The sequence below is a fragment of the Isoptericola sp. NPDC056578 genome (assembly GCF_042793275.1).
Lineage (GTDB): Bacteria > Actinomycetota > Actinomycetes > Actinomycetales > Cellulomonadaceae > Isoptericola.
The window spans coordinates 69,939-87,870 of sequence record NZ_JBHTVC010000013.1 but is presented as its reverse complement, the minus strand read 5'-3'; the positions used below and the strand labels follow the sequence as shown (position 1 = coordinate 87,870).

Below are 17,932 nucleotides of genomic sequence, written 5' to 3'. Positions count from 1 at the left end.
CGTATCCCTCCCGAAGTGGAGGGCGCCCTGGCGCCCGTGAACGCGTCCGGGCGAAGCGATGCCGTCCCCTCAGCTTGTCGTTTCGGTCTCCTGCACGTGGGGATGCTGCCTGCTGGTGCTGTGGACCGTGCGCGGGTGGTCGTCAGGGGCCGACGACGAGGAGCGAGGCGGCGAGGGCCAGGGCGAGGCCGAGGGCCTGGCGGCGGGTGAGCCGTTCGTGCAGGAGGGTGAGGCCCACCAGGACCGGGACCACCGGGTAGAGCGCCGACAGGGTCACCGCCACCGCGACGAGCTCGGTCCGCGCGGCGAGCAGGTAGCAGACGAGGGCCGCGGCGGCCAGGACGCCGCTGGAGGCCGCCGCGAGGCGCAGGGCCGGGGTAGGCGCCGGGCGCGGTTCTGCGGGCGGGCGCCGGAGCGCCAGGAGCGCGAGCACACCGACGCACGCGACCGCCGTCACCCGGCCCGCGGCCACGGGCCAGACGCCCGAACCTCCTCCGGCCTGGGCGAGGGCGATGTACTGCACGCCGATGCCGACGCTCGCGGTCAGGCCGTCGCGCACCGCCAGGGCGTCCCCCGCCGGCGCGCCCGGGCCGCCCCGCGCGACCAGCCAGAGCGCGGGCAGCGCCAGCAGCACCCCGGCCCACGTCCACGCCCCGGGACGCTCCCCGAGGACCAGCGCCGCGGCGACGGCCGGCAGGGCGAGGCCGCCCACGGCGCTCACGGGCACCACCAGGGACATGGCGCCCCGGCTCATCCCCCGGAACAGCGCGACCATCGCGACCCCGGTGCCCATGCCGGACAGCCCGCCCCACAGCAGGTCGGCCGACGCCGGCCCCGTACCGCCCGCGAACGGCGCCGCGAGGAGCGTCGCGACGAGGCCTCCCCCCTGGCCCCAGAGCGCGACCCGGACGAACGGCATCCGCCGCGAGACGACGCCGCCCACCACGTCCGACACGCCGTACAGGAGCGCCGACGCGAGCGCGAGCAGGACGCCCACGTTCACCGGGGCGGACGGAGGGCGGGACGACGGCGGTGGCCGGGCACCCCTCCTGCCTAGCGGCGGGGCCCCGTGGTCGCATCCGCGGCTCCCGTGGGGCCGGCCAGGAACGCCCGCGCCGTGGCGACCAGGAGGGCGCGCTCGCCGTCGACGGTGAAGTCGGGGTCGGTCGCGACCCGTTCGAGGAAGCCTCCGGAGAGCAGGGCGAGCCAGGAGGCGATACGGGCGGGCGGGAGGTCGGCGCGGACCTCGCCCGTGGCCTGGCCGCGCTCGATCCACGGCAGGAGCAGGTCGCGCTGGGCGCGGTCGTCCGCCGCCAGGGCGTCGGCGACGGCGGGCAGGTGCATGACGCCCGCGACGGCTCGGACGAACCCGGGGATGCGCGGGTCGGCGGCGTCGTCGGCCCACGAGCCCGCGAGCTCGAGGAGGACGGCGAGCGGGTCGGTGCGGCCCTCGAGGGCCGCCGCCTTCTCGACCGTGTCGGCCGTACCGAGCTCGAGGATCGCCAGGACCAGCTCCGTCTTGGTCGCGAAGTAGTGGAAGAACGTCCCCGACCCGATCCCCGCCTCGCGGCAGATCGCGGCCGTCGTCGCGCCCTCGTAGCCGCGCTCGGCCAGCACCGTCAGCCCGGCCAGGACGATCTGCAGGCGGCGCGCCTCGTGCCGCTCCGGGTCAACCCTGCGCGCCACGGGCGTCCTTCGCGGGCACGACGCCGACCCTCCGCACCTGGAGCCGGTCGTCGCGGACGCGCGCCGCGAGGCCGTGGGCGGCGAGCGCCTCGTCGATCTCCGCCACCGCCGCGGCGTCCTTGCGCTCGGCGAGCCGACGGCGCAGCAGGGCGTGCTCGGCGGCCGAGAACCCGGGCCGGCCGTCCATCCACCGCTCGTACGCGCGCTCGTGCGGGTCGGCGTCGCGCCACGGCCATCCGTGCCCCTCGAACGCGGCCCGGAGCTCGTCGGGCCGCAGCGTGTCCGCGTCCAGACGTTCCCGGGGGGCGCCGGTCCGGCCGAGCAGGACGAGGTACCGGCCGTCGCGGAAGACGTCGCCGACGTCGGCCCGCTCGACCCAGCCCTCCCGGTCGTCCGTGCGGTGCTCCAGGTGGTCGTCGGCGACGGTGAGCCGCAGCGCCTCCCCGACCGTGCTCAGCGCCAGGAGGACACCCCCCACCACGCCCAGCCCGCCGAGGACGGGCACGGACCAGACGAGGGGCAGGCCCGCGAGGAGCTCGACGGGGCCGAGGCTCGGCAACGGGGTGCTCTCGAGGACCCCGTGCAGCCACCGGGCGAGCGGCGGGAGCGCGAAGCCCAGCCCGACGCCGACGGCGACGGTCGCGAGCAGCAGGAGCAGCGGCACCCAGCGGGGCTGGCGCACCTCGGACGGAGCGGTGATCGGCACGGCACAATTGTTGGAGCACGCACTCCAATAATGCAACCCGGCCTACCCTTGCCCCCGTGAGCATCACCGGCACCGCGACCACCACGACCGCCTCGGCACCCACCTCGGTGCGCGCGTACACGCTCCCCGGCGTCCACGTCACCGACCGCACCCTCACGGTGCCGCTGGACTGGGCGCACCCCGACGACGGCCGCACGATCTCCCTCTTCGTCCGCGAGCTGGTCGATCCGCCGCGGAAGGCCGACGACCTGCCGCTGCTCGTCTTCCTCCAGGGCGGCCCGGGCGGCAAGGGACCGCGCCCGACCGGCCCCGACGGCTGGGTGGGCGAGGCCCTCAAGCGGTTCCGGGTGGTGCTGCTCGACCAGCGCGGCACCGGCCGCTCGACGGCGGTCCGGGCGGGTGCGCTCACCGCGCTGGGCCCGGCCGAGGCCCAGGCCGAGCACCTGGCACACTTCCGCGCCGACTCGATCGTCGCCGACGCCGAGCACGTGCGGACCACCGTCTACGGCGGCCGCCGCTGGTCGACGCTCGGCCAGTCCTACGGCGGCTTCCTCACCCTCACGTACCTGTCGCGGGCCCCCGAGGGGGTGGCGGCGTCGTACGTCACCGGCGGCCTCGCCGGGCTCACGGCGAGCGCCGAGGACGTCTACCGCCGCACCCAGCCGCGCGTCGTCGCCAAGAACGCGCTCTACCGCGAGCGCTACCCCGACGACGTCGATCGCGTGGCACGCATCGCGGACCGGATCGCGGCGGGCGACGTCCGCCTGCCCGGCGGGGACCTGCTCACGGTCGAGCGGTTCCAGACCCTCGGGATGGCGTTCGGCATGGGGCCGGGCTTCGAGCGCGTGCACTGGATCGTCGACGAGGCGTTCGACCACGGGTCGGACGACCTGAGCGACACGTTCCTCGCCGAGGTCGAGGCCGCCACGGGCTTCGCCACCAACCCGATGTACGCCGTCCTGCACGAGTCGATCTACGCGCAGTCCGGCACCGGTGCCACGGCGTGGGCGGCGCAGCGGGTGCGCGAGGACGACGCGGCGTTCGACGCCGGCGCCCGCCCCCTGCTGTTCACCGGCGAGATGATCTACCCCTGGATGTTCGAGCAGCTCGCGGAGCTGCGCCCGTTCCGGCCCGCCGCCGAGGCGCTGGCGGCGCGCACCGGCTGGGACGACCTGTACGACCTCGACGTCCTCGCCCGCAACGACGTGCCGCTCGAGGCCGCCGTCTACCACGACGACATGTTCGTCGACGCGGGCCTCTCCCTGGAGACCGCAGCGCACGTCGGGAACGCGCGCGCCTGGGTGACCAACGAGTTCGAGCACGACGGCCTGCGCCTGGGCGACGTGTTCGGCAAGCTCCTCGCCCGCACGGACGCCCGCGGAGGCGCGCGCCCGTGACCGTGCGGGCGGGACGGCGTCGCGCCGCTCAGGGCGACGCCGTCCAGGCCTTCCCCGGCCAGTACGCCCACTCCTCGAAGTCGGTGACGCGTCCGTCGTCGGCGAAGCGCAGCACCCACAGGTCGCGGTACTCCTGCTCGTCGGGCGCGGTGTAGCGCACCTCGAGCCGGACGACGGCGACGTCGCCATCGACGGCGACAGGCTCGGCCGTCATCGTGAACGCGGCGTCCTCGTCGACGGTCCAGAACCCGCGGATCGCGTCGTGGCCCACGAGCTCCTCGGCGTCGTAGGGCGAGCGCGCGTACCGCGCGTCGGGCGTGAACAGCCGCGCGACGGCGTCGGCGTCGCTGTCGCGCCACGCCGTCTCGTACCCGGCGACCCACCTGCGTACCGACTCCCGGTCCACCATCCACGCAGTATGACCTCCGCGCGGGTCGCTCACCCGAGCGGGACGTCGCTGCAGGTGGAGGGACATTTTCGCTACCGTGCGGTGCGTCGACCCCGAACCTCAGGAGCTGATCGCCGATGACCCACGACCCCGTGCCCACACCCCCTGCGCCCGAGGACCTGGTGCTCGAGGACCCCGTGCTCGAGACCGACGTCCTCGTCGTCGGGACCGGCCCCGCGGGCGCCTCGGCGGCCCTCTTCCTGGCGACGTACGGCACGCGCGTCATGGTGGTGACCAAGTACGGCCGCCTCGCCGACAGCCCCCGCGCGCACATCACCAACCAGCGCACGATGGAGGCGCTGCGCGACATGGGCCTCGAGGACGCGCTGCTGGCCGAGGCGACGCCGTGGGACTCGATGGGCAACACGACGTTCTGCACGAGCCTGGCGGGCGAGGAGCTCGGCCGCATCCCGTCCTGGGGCACCGACACCGCGCGCCGCGCCCGGTACGAGCTGCAGAGCCCGTGCCCGATGGTCGACGCCCCGCAGACCATCACCGAGCCGATCCTCGTGCAGGCGGCGCAGGAGCGCGGCGCGACCGTGCGCTTCGACACCGAGTACGTCGACCACGTGCAGGACGCCGACGGCGTCACCACCACCGTCCGCGACCGGCTCACCGGGGCGACCTACCGGGTGCGCTCGCGCTACCTCGTCGGCGCCGACGGTGCCCGGAGCCGGGTGGCCGAGCACCTGGACCTGCCCTACGAGGGCCCCGGAGCGGTCGGCGGGTCCCTGAGCATCGTGTTCGAGGCGGACCTCTCCCGCTTCGTGGCCCACCGGCCGTCCGTCCTCTACTGGATGCTCCAGCCGGGCGCGGAGCGCGAGGGCGTGGGGCTGGGCGTGCTGCGCATGATCAAGCCCTGGAACGAGTGGATGGTCATGTGGGGCTACGAGGTCGCCGCCGGGCCGCCGGAGCTCACCGACGAGTTCGTGCGCGAGCTCGCCGTGAACCTCGTGGGCACCGACGACTTCGAGATGCGCGTGAAGTCGGCGTCCCCCTGGACCGTGAACCACCACTACGCCACGACCCTGGCGAAGGGGCGCGTCTTCTGCGTGGGGGACGCCGTCCACCGGCACCCTCCGACGAACGGGCTGGGCTCCAACACCTCGATCCAGGACTCCTACAACCTCGCCTGGAAGCTCGCCCACGTCGTCGCCGGGACGGCGGACCCGGCGCTGCTCGACTCCTACGACGCCGAGCGGGCACCCGTCGCGAAGCAGATCGTCGAGCGCGCCAACCAGAGCATCGCCGACACGGGCCGCATCCTGGCCGCGCTGGAGCTCGAGGACACGAGCGACCCCGCGCGGCTCGAGGCCCAGCTGGAGCTCCGCAAGGCGCCGGGCGCGGACGGCGAGCGGGTGCGCGCCGCGCTGCGCGAGGCGATCGCGTACAAGCAGTACGAGTTCGACGCGCACGGCGTGGAGCACAACCACCGGTACGCCTCGGGCGCGGTCCTGCCGGACGGCACGCCGGAGCCGGAGTACGCGCTCGACCCCGAGCTCTACGCCCAGCCCACCACGTGGCCGGGCGCGCGGATCCCGCACACCTGGGTGACCGTCGACGGCACCCGGACGTCGACCCTCGACCTCGTCGGGCAGGGCCGGTTCGCCGTCGTCACCGGGATCGGCGGCGAGGCGTGGGTCGACGCCGCACGGGAGCTCGGCACGGAGCTCGGGCTCGACCTCACGACCGTCGCGGTCGGACCCGGCCGGCCCGTCGAGGACCCCTACGGGACGTGGGCGGACCTGCGGGAGACCGAGGACTCCGGGGTGCTCCTGGTCCGCCCGGACCTGCACGTCGCCGCCCGCCGGGCGAGCGCGCCCGCCACGGCGGCCGAGGCGCGGGAGTGGCTCGCGCACGCCCTGTCCGCGGTCCTCGGCCGGGGACCGGCCGTGGCGCCCGAGGGGCCCGAGGAGCCCGCCGAGGCGGTGCTGGCCGCCGTCTGACGATGCCGTCGTGACCACGCCGTGAGCAGTCCCGCCGCCCTCGGTCGCCGAGGGCGGCGGGAACCGCGGGGTACCGTCGTTCGTCGGACAACCGGGCCGGCCCCGTCGTCCGGCGCACGCACACACGAAGGTGACACCAGCATGAGCTCGACCTCCCCCACCCCGATCCTGCGCGCGACCGACCTGGTGGTCGGCTACGGCGGCCCCGCGATCCTGGAGGGGATCGACCTGGAGCTGCTGCCCGGGGCGGAGCCGGTGGGCGTGGTGGGCGAGTCGGGCGCCGGGAAGTCGACGCTGGTGCAGGCGCTGCTGGGGCAGCTGCGCATCCGCGAGGGGCACGTGACGTTCCAGGGCCGCACGGTCGCCAAGCTCGGCCGGCGGGACAAGAAGAAGTTCCGCGCGGCGGTGCGCACGGTCGCGCAGAACGGGCTCGACGTCGACCCGCGCTGGACCGTGGAGCGCGCCGTCTCCGGCGCCCTGACCGACGCCCGCAAGGCCGGCCGCGCCAGCGGCCGCACCGTGGCGGACCTGCTGGACGACGTCGCGCTCGAGCCGCAGCTCGCGAGGCGCGCCGTCTACTCCCTCTCGGGCGGGGAGAAGCAGCGCCTCGCGCTCGCGCTCGCGCTGGCCACCCGCCCCCAGGCGCTGCTCCTCGACGAGCCGCTCACCGCCGTCGACCCGGCGATGCGCGGCGAGATCGTGCGCCGGCTCACCGACGCCACCCGCGCCGAGGGCACCGCCGTGCTGCTGGTCTCGCACGACGTCGAGCTGGTCGGCCGGCTGTGCCCGACAGTGCACGTGCTCGCGGACGGCACGTTCGTGGCGTCCGGCCCGATGAACGACGTCCTGGCCGGCGGCACCGACGACGACGCGCACCCCGCCGTGCGCGGCCTCGCCGAGGCGGCTCCCCTGGCGGCGCAGCGCTTCCGCTGACCCGCCCGCCCGGTCCGTCGGAACCGGGCCGCACCGCGACGCGTTCACCGGGTGACGACACCGGGGCGACCGTCGGCGCCTCGGCCGGCGACCGACAGAGAGGACCCCGGTGGACGCGGACACCTGGTGGAACATCGCGCTCGTCCTGCTCTTCGTGCTCCTGGGCGGTGTGTTCGCCGGGACCGAGTTCGCGCTGGTCTCGCTGCGGGGCACGCAGATCGACCAGCTCGAGCGCAGCGGCCCGCGGGGCCGCCGGGTGGCGGCGATCGCCCGCGACCCGAACCGCTTCCTGGCGGCCGTGCAGATCGGCGTCACCGTGGCGGGCTTCTTCTCCGCCGCGTACGGCGCGTCCACCCTGGCGCCCGACGTCGCCCCGGCGCTCGAGTCCGCGGGGCTCCCCGAGGGCGCCGCGGCGACGGTCGCTCTCGTCGGCCTCACCCTCGTCATCGCCTACCTGTCGCTCGTGCTCGGCGAGCTCGTGCCCAAGCGGATCGCGCTGCAGCGCACCGCGCAGGTCGCGCTCGCCGTGGGCCCGCCGCTGGACCGCTTCGCCGTGCTGATGCGGCCCGTCATCTGGCTGCTGTCCCGGTCGACCGACGCCGTCGTCCGCCTGCTGGGCGGCGACCCGAGCCTGCGCTCGGAGGAGATCAGCGAGCAGGAGCTGCGCGACCTCGTCGCCGCCCACCCGGGCCTGCACGAGGACGAGCGGCGCATCCTCTCGGACGTCTTCGCCGCCTCGGAGCGCACCCTGGGCGAGGTGATGCGGCCGCGGGGAGACGTCGTCTTCCTCCGGGCCGATCTGTCGCTCGCCGAGGCCGAGGAGCGCACGCGCGACCTGCCCTACTCGCGGTACCCCGTCGCCGGCGAGGACGTCGACGACGTGCTCGGCTTCGTGCACGTGCGCGACCTCGCCCGCGGCGCGGGGGCGCCGTCCGGCACCCGGCGCACCGTGCGCGACGTGGCCCGCCCGGTGCTCGACCTGCCCGCGACCGGACGGCTGCTGCCGACCCTCGCCGAGATGCAGCGCACCCGCACGCACCTCGCCCTCGTCCTCGACGAGTACGGCGGGACCGACGGGATCGTCACGCTCGAGGACCTCGTCGAGGAGCTCGTCGGCGACATCCGCGACGAGCACGACCCGCTCGCCGCGGTGCACGTGGCGGGGACCTACGACGCCGGCCTCACGATCGAGGACTTCGCCCGCCTCACCGGCGTCGAGCTGCCCGACGGCCCCTACGAGACCGTCGCGGGCTACGTCCTCGCCCGGCTCGGACGGCTCGCCGAGGAGGGCGACGTGGTGGTGCTCGACGACGACGACCACGAGGGCGGCGCCCACGCGCTGCACGTCACGGCCGTCGACGACCGCCGGATCCGCGAGGTGCGGCTCGACGGCGGGGCCTGAACCCGCACCGACGAGGGCCGCCCCCGGCCAGGCCCGGGGGCGCAGCCGGGAATCGTCGCCCCTGGCCGACCGGGAAACCAGGCGGATCTACTCGTCGGAGCCGCGTGTCCGAGCGCGGGCGCCGAGAGGAGAGAGCCATGACCATCGTCCGCAGCGACGGCACGACCGCCACGCCGAAGGCCGTCCTTCGAGCCGCGGGGGTCGCCGGGGTCGTCGGGGCCGCCATCCACCTGTCATCGTTCGGGATCAACCAGGTGCTGCACCTCCTGAACGCCCAACCCCTGCCCGAGTACCCGACCCCGGCACAGATGGCGGAGGAGCTCCCGCTCGCCGCGGTGCGGGCGATCGTCTTCACGGCGGTCACCGTGCTCACCGTCGTCGCCCTGTCGGGCCTCGCCGCCCACCTGGTGCGTCGGGGTTCCGCGAGCGCCGTGGCGCTGCCGCCGTTCGTGGCCATGGTCGGCGTGGGGCTGTTGGGGAGCGGCCTCGCGGCCGTCGTCCAGAGCGCCTTCGTCAACGACTACATCTCAGGGTCGGGGGCGAGCGCAGGAGCGCAGTCGGCCGTCGTCCAGGGGCTGTTCGTGGTGCCCCAGGCGTTCGCGACCCTGGCGGGCATCGCGCTCGCGGGGTTCCTCGCGGTGGTGTCGATCGCAGGGCGCCACATCCTCCCGCGCTGGCTGCTGGCGCTCGGGTCGGCCTTCGCGGTGGTCAGCGTCGGCATGCTCTTCACGGGAGTGCCGGCAGGCGTCGTCCTGCTCCCCCCGTACCTGCTCGCCGCCGGAACCTGGGCGCTGCGGGCCTCTCGTTCGGCATCATGAACTCATGGCGATGAGCGCGACGCAGCTCGCGGTCCAGGTGGTCTCATGGCCGGCGGCCGGCCTGGTCCTCTGGGCGGGGCTGCGTCGCCGGGCCGGGTGGGTCGTCGTGCCGACAGCGCTGCTCGTCCTGGCGAACGCCGCGCTGGCGCTCGATCCGGACGGCGAGCGAGCGACGGTCGGCCTCGCCGTCGCGATCGTCCAGAGCTGCTACGCCGTCCTCATGGCGACCTACCCCGACGGGCGTTGCGCACCACGCTGGCTCGGAGCGGTCGTCGGCGTCGCCATCGGCCTGCAGGCGACGAACCTCCTCAGCGGGATGCGCCTCGAGGAGCAGCCATGGTGGCCCTGGCACTACGCCCTCACCTGGCCGTTGCTCGCCTGGGGACAGATCGTCCGCTACCGCACCCGGTCGGACGCCCGCGCACGACAACAGGTCCGCTGGGTGCTCACCGCGGTCTCCGCCATGGTGGTGGCCTTCCTCGTCGTGGCGCTCGCCATCGCCGGTGGGCTGACGACGGAGGAAGACACGTCGACCCTCGCCACCGCTCTCCTCGTCCTCCCGGGCCTCGGGTTCTCGCTCGGTGTGGTCGCCCCGAGGTCGGCGAACCTGGATCGCGCGCTGCGCTGGGTGCTCGCTGTCGGCCTCACGGGCCTGGCGGCGGCGGGCGCCGTCGTGGTCTCGACCGCCCTCACCCGAGGCGCGGCGCCTCCTGCCCCCGCGTGGGGCGGGGCACTGGCAGCCGTCCTCGTCGCGGTCCCCGGCTGGAGGATCGCGTCGCGGTGGGCGGAGCTCGTGGTCTACGGGCGCCGACGGGATCCGCTGAACGCGATCGACGACCTCGACGAGCTGCTCGCCGCGCGCCACGAGATCCGCGAGGTCCCGGAGACCGTCGTGCGCACGATCGCGTCCGTGACCGGCGCCGCGCACGTGTCGATGGACACGGACGGGACCGTTCGCGTCGAGTCGGGGGCGCCGACCGATGCGCCGCCGTCGGAGTTCGTCGTGGTGTACCGCGGCGAGCAGCTCGCTCGGGTCTTCGTCACGCCACGGCCCGGGGAGCAGACGTTGACCCGAGCGGACCAAGCGGTGATCCAGCGGATCTGCGCGTACGCCGGGCCCGCGCTCGACGGAGCGCGGGCGCTCGAGGCGCTCGTAGGGTCCCGATCACGCACGGTCCTTGCTCGGGAAGAGGAGCGGAAGCGTGTGCGGGGGTACCTTCACGACGACCTCGCCCCGACGTTCAGCGGTCTCGGGCTGTCCGCGGCGGCACTCGAGCGGTACGCGACCGACGGCGACCCTCGGACCGTCGAGCTCGCGCATCGCCTGGCGGCGGAGCTGGGCGCGGCGTCACGTCGACTCCGTGAGGTCGCCTACGACATGCGCCCGCCCGAGCTGGACGCCCGCGGTCTCGTGCAGGCGCTGCGTGACCGCCTCGTCGCGGCAGACGGGTACCCGACGGTGAGGCTCGACGCCGACGTCGGACCGACGCTCCCCGCCGCGGTGGAGGCGGCCGCCTACCGCATCGTCCAGGAGGCGGTCACCAACGTCCGCCGTCATGCCGGGGCGACCGTGTGCGACATCCGGTTGCGCCACGGGGACTCGCGCTTCGACATCGAGGTGACCGACGACGGTCTCGGCTTCCCCGAGGACGCCCGGGACGGCGTGGGCCTGACCTCGGCGCGAGAACGCGCGGCCGAGCTCGGCGGGAGCGTCCGGATCATGCGGGCTGTCGGCGGCGGGACGGTGTTGCGGTGCTGGTTGCCCATCGACACGAGCGGGCCCTCATGACACGCGTCGTCGTCGTCGACGATCACCCGGTCTTCCGCCACGGGCTCGTCTCGTTGCTCGAGTCCGAGGGGTTCGACGTCGTCGCCGGGGCCGCGGGGGCGGCCGAGGCGCTCTCGGTCATCGCGGCTCTCGCACCGGACGTCGCGCTCCTCGACCTGGGCCTGCCGGACGGCGACGGGCTCGACGTCGTGAGGCAGGTCGCAGCGACGTCGCCGTCGATCCGGATCGTGGTCGTCACCATGTACGACGACGAAGGGCTCGTCCGCGAGGCTGTCGCGGCCGGAGCGGCCGGCTACGTCGTCAAGGACGCCAGCCCCGCGCAGCTGGTGGCCGCCGTCCGCGCGGCGGTGCTCGGTGCGGTGGTCCTCGGGTCGAGCGTCGTTCCGGCCGTGGGACTTCTCCGCCCGCCGGCGAAGGACGACCCGTACGGATTGACCCCGCGAGAGCTCGACGTCCTCGATCTCGTGGCACGTGGCCTGTCGAACCGGCAGATCGCCGAGCGCCTCTCCCTGTCCGGCAAGACCGTCAGCAACAACGTCTCGGTACTCCTCGCGAAGCTGGGGGTGGCGAACCGCGCAGAGGCCGCGAGGATCGCCCGAGACCAGTACGGGTGACCCGTCCGGTCCGCCTGTCCGGGCGTCACGACGACCGACCCGTCACGCCTGGGCCGCCGCGTCGCGCGGCGCGTGGCGCTGCAGAAAGGCGAAGACGTCGGTGTCGTCGACGCCGGGGAACGCGCCGCGCGGCAGGGCCGCGAGCACCTGCTGGTGCATCCGCGCGCTGGGCCAGGCGACGCCGTCCCACCGCTCCGCGAGCTCGGCCGGCGGCCGCTGGCAGCACGCCGGGTCGGGGCAGGTGGAGGCGTGCCGCACCTGGGTGTCGCGGCCGCGGAACCACTTCGCGTGCGCGTACGGCACGCCCACGGTGACGGAGAACTGCCGCCCGTCGGCCCCGGTCCCGGTCTGGACCGAGTCCCAGAACGTGCCCGCCGGGGTGTCGGTGTACTGGTAGGACTCGGTGGCGCGGTCGCGGCGCGTGAACGCCTCGCGCCCGGCCCACCAGCGGCACACGAGCTGCCCCTCGATGGCTCCCGTCACGTCCTGGGGCAGCGGCAGCCCGTCGTTCGCGTACCCGCGGAACAGCGCGCCGTCGTCGCCCACGCGCAGGAAGTGCAGCGGGATGCCGAGATGCACGGTGGCGAGGTTGGTCAGGCGCATGGCGGCGGCCTCGTGCGTGACGCCGAACGCGTCGCGGAAGTCCTCGACCGCCAGGTCCTTCTCGCGCTTGCGGCGCTGCAGGAACTCCACGGCCACCGACTGGGGGATGAGGCAGCTCGCCGCGAAGTACGTGATCTCCACCCGCTGGCGCAGGAACTCGGCGTAGCTCCGGGGCCGCTCGTGCCCCAGCACGCGGTGCGCGATCGCCTGGAGGGCGAGCGACCGCAGCCCGTGCCCGCCCGGGATGGACGCCGGCGGCAGGTAGATCCGGCCGTTCTCGAGGTCCGTGACCGACCGCGCCGAGCGCGGGAGGTCGTCCACGTGCAGGAGGGTGAGGCCCAGCTGCTCGGCCATGCGCGCCACCGTGCGGTGCGTGAGGGCGCCCGCCCCCGCGTACCCGGCGCGGTGGGTCAGCTCCTCGCCGAGCGCCTCGATCTGCGGCAGGTAGTTGTCCCGCTCCTGGCGTTCGTGGCGCAGCTCGGTGTTGGCGCGCCGCGCCTCCTCCGGGGTGGCGATCGCCTCCTCCTCGCGCCGCGACAGCTCGGTGTGGAGGCCGACCAGCTGCTCCAGCACGGGCATCGGCAGCTTCTGGCTGGGCTTGACCGACGGCAGGCCGAGCGCCCCGAAGAGCGGGCCGCGCTGCGCGCGCTCCAGGGCGATCTCCAGCTCGGCACGGCGCGACGGCGGCTCGTCGGCGAGCAGGTCGGGCACGGCCACGCCGACGGCGTCCGCGATGGAGCGCAGCAGCGACAGCCGCGGCTCGCGCCGACCGTTCTCGACCAGGGACAGCAGGCTCGGCGCCGAGCCCACCCGCTCCCCCAGCGCCTCGAGCGTGAGCCCGCGCGCCGTACGCGCGTGCCGGATGCGCCGGCCGAGGGTGATGAGGTCCGGGGAGTCCGCCCCGGCGGCGTCCTTGGCAGTCATGGTTTGACGCTACGTGAAGATCGGCAGATCTTCACGGCCGATCCGGTGGAAAGTAGGTACGGCCAGGAGGGACGCTGGAGGCAGCCCACCCGGCAGCGCTCGCCGGGGCCTCGATGGACGGAGCACCCGATGACCTTCACCGCGAACCCGCGCCGCACGCGACTCGCGATCGCCGAGCTCGCGCCGGACGCCCTGGCCCCCAGCACGACGACGCCGCGCGGCCAGGTGGGCGCCGGGCCCGCGTCCGGGGCGTCCGGGGCGCGCGGCAAGGACTTCCGCGCCTGGGTGAGCCAGGTCGCCGAGCTCACGCAGCCCGACGAGATCGTGTGGTGCGACGGGTCCGCCGCCGAGAAGCAGCGCCTGCTCGACCAGATGGTGGAGGCCGGCACGCTGATCAGGCTGGCCGAGGCGAAGCGGCCGAACTCCTACCTCGCCCGGTCGAACCCGTCGGACGTCGCCCGCGTCGAGTCGCGCACCTTCATCTGCTCGGAGCGCGAGGAGGACGCCGGCCCGACGAACAACTGGCGCGCCCCCGCGGAGATGCGCCAGGAGCTGACGGGGCCGGACGGGGTCTTCGCCGGGTCGATGCGTGGCCGCACCATGTACGTGGTGCCGTTCTCCATGGGCCCCGTCGGCGGGCCGATCTCGCAGGTGGGCATCGAGATCACCGACTCGCCGTACGTCGTCGTGTCGATGCACGTCATGACCCGCGTCTCGCCGCAGGTCCTGGACCTCGTCGACGGCGGGCAGCAGTGGGTGCCCGCCGTGCACTCGGTGGGCGCCCCGCTGGCGGACGGCGAGGCCGACGTGCCGTGGCCCTGCAACGACACGAAGTACATCGTCCACTACCCCGAGACGCGCGAGATCTGGTCGTACGGTTCCGGCTACGGCGGCAACGCCCTGCTGGGCAAGAAGTGCTTCGCGCTGCGCATCGCGTCGGCGATGGCGCGCGACGAGGGCTGGCTCGCCGAGCACATGCTGCTCATCCGGGTGACGTCGCCGGAGCAGCGCCGGTACCACCTCGCGGCCGCGTTCCCGAGCGCGTGCGGCAAGACGAACCTCGCCATGCTGCGACCCACCATCCCCGGCTGGACGGTCGAGACCCTCGGCGACGACATCGTGTGGATGCGCCCCGGCCCCGACGGCCGCCTGCGGGCCATCAACCCCGAGGCGGGCTTCTTCGGCGTCGCGCCCGGCACGGGCGTCGAGACCAACCCGACCGCCGTCGAGACGTTCACGCACGACACGATCTTCACCAACGTGGCCCTGACCGACGACGGCGACGTGTGGTGGGAGGGCCTCACGCCCGAGCCGCCCGCGCACCTGATCGACTGGCGGGGGAACGACTGGACGCCCGGTTCCGACACCCCGGCCGCGCACCCGAACTCCCGGTTCACGGTGTCGGCGGCGCAGTGCCCGTCGATCGCGGACACCTGGGAGGACCCGGCAGGCGTGCCGGTCGACGCGATCGTCTTCGGCGGCCGCCGCGCCACCAACGTGCCGCTCGTGACCCAGGCGACGAGCTGGGACCACGGCGTCTTCATGGGCGCCACGATCAGCTCCGAGCGCACCGCCGCGGCCGAGGGCACGGTCGGCGAGCTCCGTCGCGACCCGTTCGCGATGATGCCGTTCTGCGGCTACAACATGGCCGACCACTGGTCGCACTGGCTCGCGGTGGGCAAGGGCCTCGAGGCCGGCAAGCGGCCCAAGGTGTTCCAGGTGAACTGGTTCCGCAAGGGCGAGGACGGCAGCTTCCTGTGGCCCGGGTTCGGCGAGAACTCGCGCGTGGTCGAGTGGATCGTCACCCAGCTCGACCGGGCGCGCGGCCTGCGCACCGATGCCGGCGCCGTGCACTCCCCCGTCGGCCTGCTGCCCGCGGAGGGCGCGCTGCGCACGGACGGCCTCGACCTGTCCGACGCCGACGTCGCAGCCCTGTTCGACGTCCCCGTCGAGGCGTGGCTCGCGGAGACGGCCCTCACCGGGGAGTTCTTCGAGACCTTCGGCGACCGGGTGCCCGACCAGCTCTGGGCGCAGCTCTCGCTGCTGCGCGACCGGCTCGGCGCCTGACCCACAGACCCGGGCCCGCCGGAGAGGCACCGGCGGGCCCGACCCCTCTCGCTCGGAGCGGTGCCCGCGGTCAGGCGTAGACCGTGCCCATGAGGTCGCGGACGTCGGCGAGGGTGCGCTCGGCGACCTCGTTCGCCCGCGCGTTGCCGCGGGCGAGCACGTCGCGCACGACGGCGGGACCGTCGGCCGCCAGCGCGGCCCGCCGCTCGCGCAGCGGGCGCAGGCCCTCGACGACGGCGTCGGTGACGACCGCCTTGAGCCGCCCCGCCCCGGCGTCCCCGACCGACGCGGCCAGGTCCTGCGGCGTCGTGCCCGCGAAGTGCGCGCCGATGCGCAGCAGGTTCGCCACCTCGGGCCGCGCCTCCGGGTCGTAGGAGATGTGCCGCTCGGAGTCGGTGCGGGCGCGCCGGAAGAATCGCACCGTCTCGTCCTCGCCGGCCCGCAGCTCCAGCGCGTTGCCGCGCGACTTGCTCATCTTGGCGCCGTCGTTCCCGAGCACCGTCAACGACGGCGTGAGCAGGGCGTCCGGCTCCGGGAAGTACGGGCGGGCGCCGGCGTAGCGCTGGTTGAAGCGGCGCGCCACGGTCCGCGTCGTCTCGAGGTGCGGCAGCTGGTCCAGCCCCACGGGCACGAGGTTGCCGTGGCAGAACAGGATGTCCGCCGCCTGGTGCACCGGGTACGTGAAGAGCAGGCCGGACATGCCTCGGCCCTGGCGCCTCTCGGCGTCCGCGGCCTCCGCCTTCACGGTGGGGTTGCGCTCCAGCTCCGCCACGCTCACCAGGGACAGGAACGGCAGCAGCAGCTGGTTCAGCGCCGGCACGGCCGAGTGCGTGAACACCGTGGAGCGCGCCGGGTCCACGCCGGCGGCGAGGTAGTCGAGCACCACCTCGCGCACGACGGCGGGCAGGTCGCCCGCGTCGTCGCGGTCGGTGATGACCTGGTAGTCGGCGACGACGAGCACGACCTCGACGCCGGCGTCCTGCAGACGCACCCGGTTGTCGAGCGTGGCGAGCAGGTGGCCCAGGTGCAGGGCGCCGGTCGGCCGGTCGCCGGTGAGGACGCGGAAGCGGCCGGGGTCGCGCGCCAGCTCGGCCTCGATCTCGGCGGAACGGGCCTGCGCGACGGCGGCGGTGGGGGTGGGTGTGGGCGTGGTCAGGACGGTCGGTGCGGTCATCGGGTCGGCTCCTCTGGGGGATCGCCGCCCGTCGGTCCGGTCCGGACACAGAGGCGTCCCGGCTGCGACGGGCAGCTCGGGACGGGGACGTGGGCGCGTCGGGTCAGGGCTGCGGAGGCAGCCACCACCAGCACGCGCGCGTCGTCATGGCGCCAGGATACGCCCGGTCGGACGAGGCACGACGCCGGCGACGGCCCTGGCCGAGGACCCCGGACGGCCAGGCAGAATACGGTCGTGATCCGCTGCCTGTTCGCTCTGTCCCTCGGCGTGCTCGCGGCGTCGATCCTCGGCGACGCCCTCACGGGCGATCCCCTGTACGTCACCCTGCGCATCGTCGCGATCGTGGTGGCGAGCCTCTGCCTGCCGCTGACCATCATCGGCAGCGTCACGAGCGGGATGGGGCTCAAGGACCCGAAGAAGGTGGCCGAGGCGAAGGCCGCGGGCCGCACGACGCTCGCCCGCGTGACGGGCATCAGGGCCACCGGGTCGGCGGTCAACGACCAGCCGGTGTGCGAGATCGGGCTGCTGGTCGTCCCCCGCCAGGGGCACGGGCCGTACCGCACCACGGTCCGGCAGGTCGTGAACCTCGCCCAGCTGCCGTCGATGCAGCCGGGGGCGGTGCTCGTGGTGACGCAGCTCCACCCGGAGCGCCCCGAGGTCGTGCTCGACGACGCCCCCGACCCCGACTGGGTGCGACGCGCCGGGTCCGACCGCCAGGTCCGCGAGCTGCGCGACGCCGACGTCTGGGCGCTGCCGCAGAAGGGCCGCTCGGCCGGCGGTATCCGGCACATCCCGTTCGTCGTCTTCCCCGTGCTGGCCGTCGTCGGCTTCGCCGCGGCGCTCTACCCCGTGTGGGACGACGCCGGCCGCCTGGTGGAGACGCGGTCGATCGACACCGTCCGCGCCGAGCACGACGCCGCCGCGGCCGCCGAGACGTCGATGTTCACGCCGGGGAACCTGCGGCCCGCGATCGACGCCGTCCTCGCGCTGTCGGGCGACGAGGTCACGGAGGTCTACGTGTTCGACCAGTGGGTGCAGGTCACGGCCCCCACGTCGCCGGGCGCCACCACGACCGACGAGTGGCACTACCGCGACGGCGAGGCCACCCACGAGGGCGCGTCCCTCATCCAGCCGGAGCCCGAGGACGTGCCCCGGGAGCTGTTCGACGCCTCGGAGATCGGCTGGGAGGACCTGCCGCCGCTGTTCGACGAGGCCGAGCGCCTCACGGGGATCGACGACACCGACGACCCGATGCTGTGGGTCGCGCGCGAGGTCTGGTCCGACGAGAAGCCCAGCGACCCGCGGGTCCGCGTCTCGGTCTCCGACGACTACTACGACGGCTCGGTGGTCTTCGCCACCGACGGCACCGTGGTCGGCACGAACGGCGGGGCCCCCGGCTCCGAGGCGGCGGCGGGCGACGCCTGA

Annotated in this window: 15 protein-coding genes; 9 read left to right on the top strand and 6 right to left on the bottom strand. The window is 74.7% G+C overall.

Annotation, left to right across the window (positions count from 1 at the left end; all coding sequences use genetic code 11):
• Positions 1-142 precede the first annotated feature (142 nt).
• Genes ACFQ80_RS07725 through ACFQ80_RS07715 form a run of 3 tightly spaced genes read right to left on the bottom strand, consistent with a single transcriptional unit; the run spans position 143 to position 2,392 of the window.
• The gene (locus ACFQ80_RS07725; RefSeq protein WP_430563238.1) at positions 143-1,003 is read right to left on the bottom strand and encodes an EamA family transporter; all 861 of its coding nucleotides are present in this window, start codon (positions 1,001-1,003) and stop codon (positions 143-145) included.
• Between the two features lie 50 nt (positions 1,004-1,053).
• A complete protein-coding gene (locus ACFQ80_RS07720; RefSeq protein WP_430563237.1) occupies positions 1,054-1,686 on the bottom strand; it encodes a TetR/AcrR family transcriptional regulator in 633 nt (210 codons plus the stop codon).
• Complete coding sequence (locus tag ACFQ80_RS07715; RefSeq protein ID WP_430563236.1) at positions 1,670-2,392, bottom strand: hypothetical protein; 723 nt, start codon at positions 2,390-2,392, stop codon at positions 1,670-1,672. Before ACFQ80_RS07715 ends, ACFQ80_RS07720 begins: the two co-directional genes overlap by 17 nt.
• Before the next feature lie 62 nt (positions 2,393-2,454).
• Here ACFQ80_RS07715 and ACFQ80_RS07710 point away from each other — a divergent pair, with 62 nt between their 5' ends.
• Entirely contained in the window at positions 2,455-3,789 is a 1,335-nt protein-coding gene (locus ACFQ80_RS07710) for an alpha/beta fold hydrolase (RefSeq protein WP_430550773.1), read from the top strand.
• A gap of 28 nt (positions 3,790-3,817) precedes the next feature.
• On the opposite strand, the gene ACFQ80_RS07705 is transcribed toward ACFQ80_RS07710, so the two are convergent.
• On the bottom strand, positions 3,818-4,198 hold the full coding sequence (locus tag ACFQ80_RS07705) for an SgcJ/EcaC family oxidoreductase (protein ID WP_430563235.1): 381 nt from the start codon (positions 4,196-4,198) through the stop codon (positions 3,818-3,820).
• 116 nt (positions 4,199-4,314) lie between these two features.
• Between ACFQ80_RS07705 and ACFQ80_RS07700 the strand changes: the two genes are divergently transcribed.
• The 6 genes from ACFQ80_RS07700 to ACFQ80_RS07675 all read left to right on the top strand — a co-directional run bounded on the left by ACFQ80_RS07700 (position 4,315) and on the right by ACFQ80_RS07675 (position 11,739).
• Complete coding sequence (locus tag ACFQ80_RS07700) at positions 4,315-6,183, top strand: FAD-dependent oxidoreductase (RefSeq protein WP_430563234.1); 1,869 nt, start codon at positions 4,315-4,317, stop codon at positions 6,181-6,183.
• A 141-nt stretch (positions 6,184-6,324) separates the two neighbouring features.
• Positions 6,325-7,116: an ABC transporter ATP-binding protein gene (locus tag ACFQ80_RS07695; protein WP_430550637.1), complete on the top strand. Its 792-nt coding sequence runs from the start codon at positions 6,325-6,327 to the stop codon at positions 7,114-7,116.
• Between the two features lie 109 nt (positions 7,117-7,225).
• On the top strand, positions 7,226-8,518 hold the full coding sequence (locus ACFQ80_RS07690; RefSeq protein ID WP_430563233.1) for a hemolysin family protein: 1,293 nt from the start codon (positions 7,226-7,228) through the stop codon (positions 8,516-8,518).
• A gap of 137 nt (positions 8,519-8,655) precedes the next feature.
• A complete protein-coding gene (locus ACFQ80_RS07685; protein ID WP_430563232.1) occupies positions 8,656-9,336 on the top strand; it encodes a hypothetical protein in 681 nt (226 codons plus the stop codon).
• A 4-nt stretch (positions 9,337-9,340) separates the two neighbouring features.
• A complete protein-coding gene (locus ACFQ80_RS07680; RefSeq protein WP_430563231.1) occupies positions 9,341-11,125 on the top strand; it encodes an ATP-binding protein in 1,785 nt (594 codons plus the stop codon).
• Complete coding sequence (locus ACFQ80_RS07675) at positions 11,122-11,739, top strand: response regulator (RefSeq protein WP_430563230.1); 618 nt, start codon at positions 11,122-11,124, stop codon at positions 11,737-11,739. The genes ACFQ80_RS07680 and ACFQ80_RS07675 overlap by 4 nt, the downstream gene beginning before the upstream one ends.
• A gap of 42 nt (positions 11,740-11,781) precedes the next feature.
• On the opposite strand, the gene ACFQ80_RS07670 is transcribed toward ACFQ80_RS07675, so the two are convergent.
• Complete coding sequence (locus tag ACFQ80_RS07670) at positions 11,782-13,266, bottom strand: helix-turn-helix domain-containing protein (protein WP_430563229.1); 1,485 nt, start codon at positions 13,264-13,266, stop codon at positions 11,782-11,784.
• A gap of 129 nt (positions 13,267-13,395) precedes the next feature.
• Here ACFQ80_RS07670 and ACFQ80_RS07665 point away from each other — a divergent pair, with 129 nt between their 5' ends.
• Positions 13,396-15,333 carry a phosphoenolpyruvate carboxykinase (GTP) gene (locus ACFQ80_RS07665; protein ID WP_430563228.1) on the top strand — a complete coding sequence of 646 codons (1,938 nt, stop codon included), beginning with the start codon at positions 13,396-13,398 and terminating at the stop codon, positions 15,331-15,333.
• A 70-nt stretch (positions 15,334-15,403) separates the two neighbouring features.
• Here the strand turns inward: ACFQ80_RS07665 and trpS are convergent, their stop codons facing one another.
• Positions 15,404-16,507, bottom strand: coding sequence for a tryptophan--tRNA ligase (trpS, locus tag ACFQ80_RS07660; RefSeq protein ID WP_430563227.1), 1,104 nt, complete (start codon positions 16,505-16,507; stop codon positions 15,404-15,406).
• A 234-nt stretch (positions 16,508-16,741) separates the two neighbouring features.
• Here trpS and ACFQ80_RS07655 point away from each other — a divergent pair, with 234 nt between their 5' ends.
• The gene (locus ACFQ80_RS07655; RefSeq protein WP_430563226.1) at positions 16,742-17,932 is read left to right on the top strand and encodes a hypothetical protein; all 1,191 of its coding nucleotides are present in this window, start codon (positions 16,742-16,744) and stop codon (positions 17,930-17,932) included.

What these genes read in the sequence shown, in the direction of transcription:
- ACFQ80_RS07680 (WP_430563231.1), top strand. Translation starts at nt 9,341, where the DNA reads ATGGCGATGAGCGCGACGCAGCTCGCGGTCCAGGTGGTCTCATGGCCG.
- ACFQ80_RS07700 (WP_430563234.1), top strand. Translation starts at nt 4,315, where the DNA reads ATGACCCACGACCCCGTGCCCACACCCCCTGCGCCCGAGGACCTGGTG.
- ACFQ80_RS07685 (WP_430563232.1), top strand. Translation starts at nt 8,656, where the DNA reads ATGACCATCGTCCGCAGCGACGGCACGACCGCCACGCCGAAGGCCGTC.
- ACFQ80_RS07705 (WP_430563235.1), bottom strand. Translation starts at nt 4,198, where the DNA reads ATGGTGGACCGGGAGTCGGTACGCAGGTGGGTCGCCGGGTACGAGACG.
- ACFQ80_RS07670 (WP_430563229.1), bottom strand. Translation starts at nt 13,266, where the DNA reads ATGACTGCCAAGGACGCCGCCGGGGCGGACTCCCCGGACCTCATCACC.
- ACFQ80_RS07665 (WP_430563228.1), top strand. Translation starts at nt 13,396, where the DNA reads ATGACCTTCACCGCGAACCCGCGCCGCACGCGACTCGCGATCGCCGAG.
- ACFQ80_RS07675 (WP_430563230.1), top strand. Translation starts at nt 11,122, where the DNA reads ATGACACGCGTCGTCGTCGTCGACGATCACCCGGTCTTCCGCCACGGG.
- trpS (WP_430563227.1), bottom strand. Translation starts at nt 16,507, where the DNA reads ATGACCGCACCGACCGTCCTGACCACGCCCACACCCACCCCCACCGCC.
- ACFQ80_RS07695 (WP_430550637.1), top strand. Translation starts at nt 6,325, where the DNA reads ATGAGCTCGACCTCCCCCACCCCGATCCTGCGCGCGACCGACCTGGTG.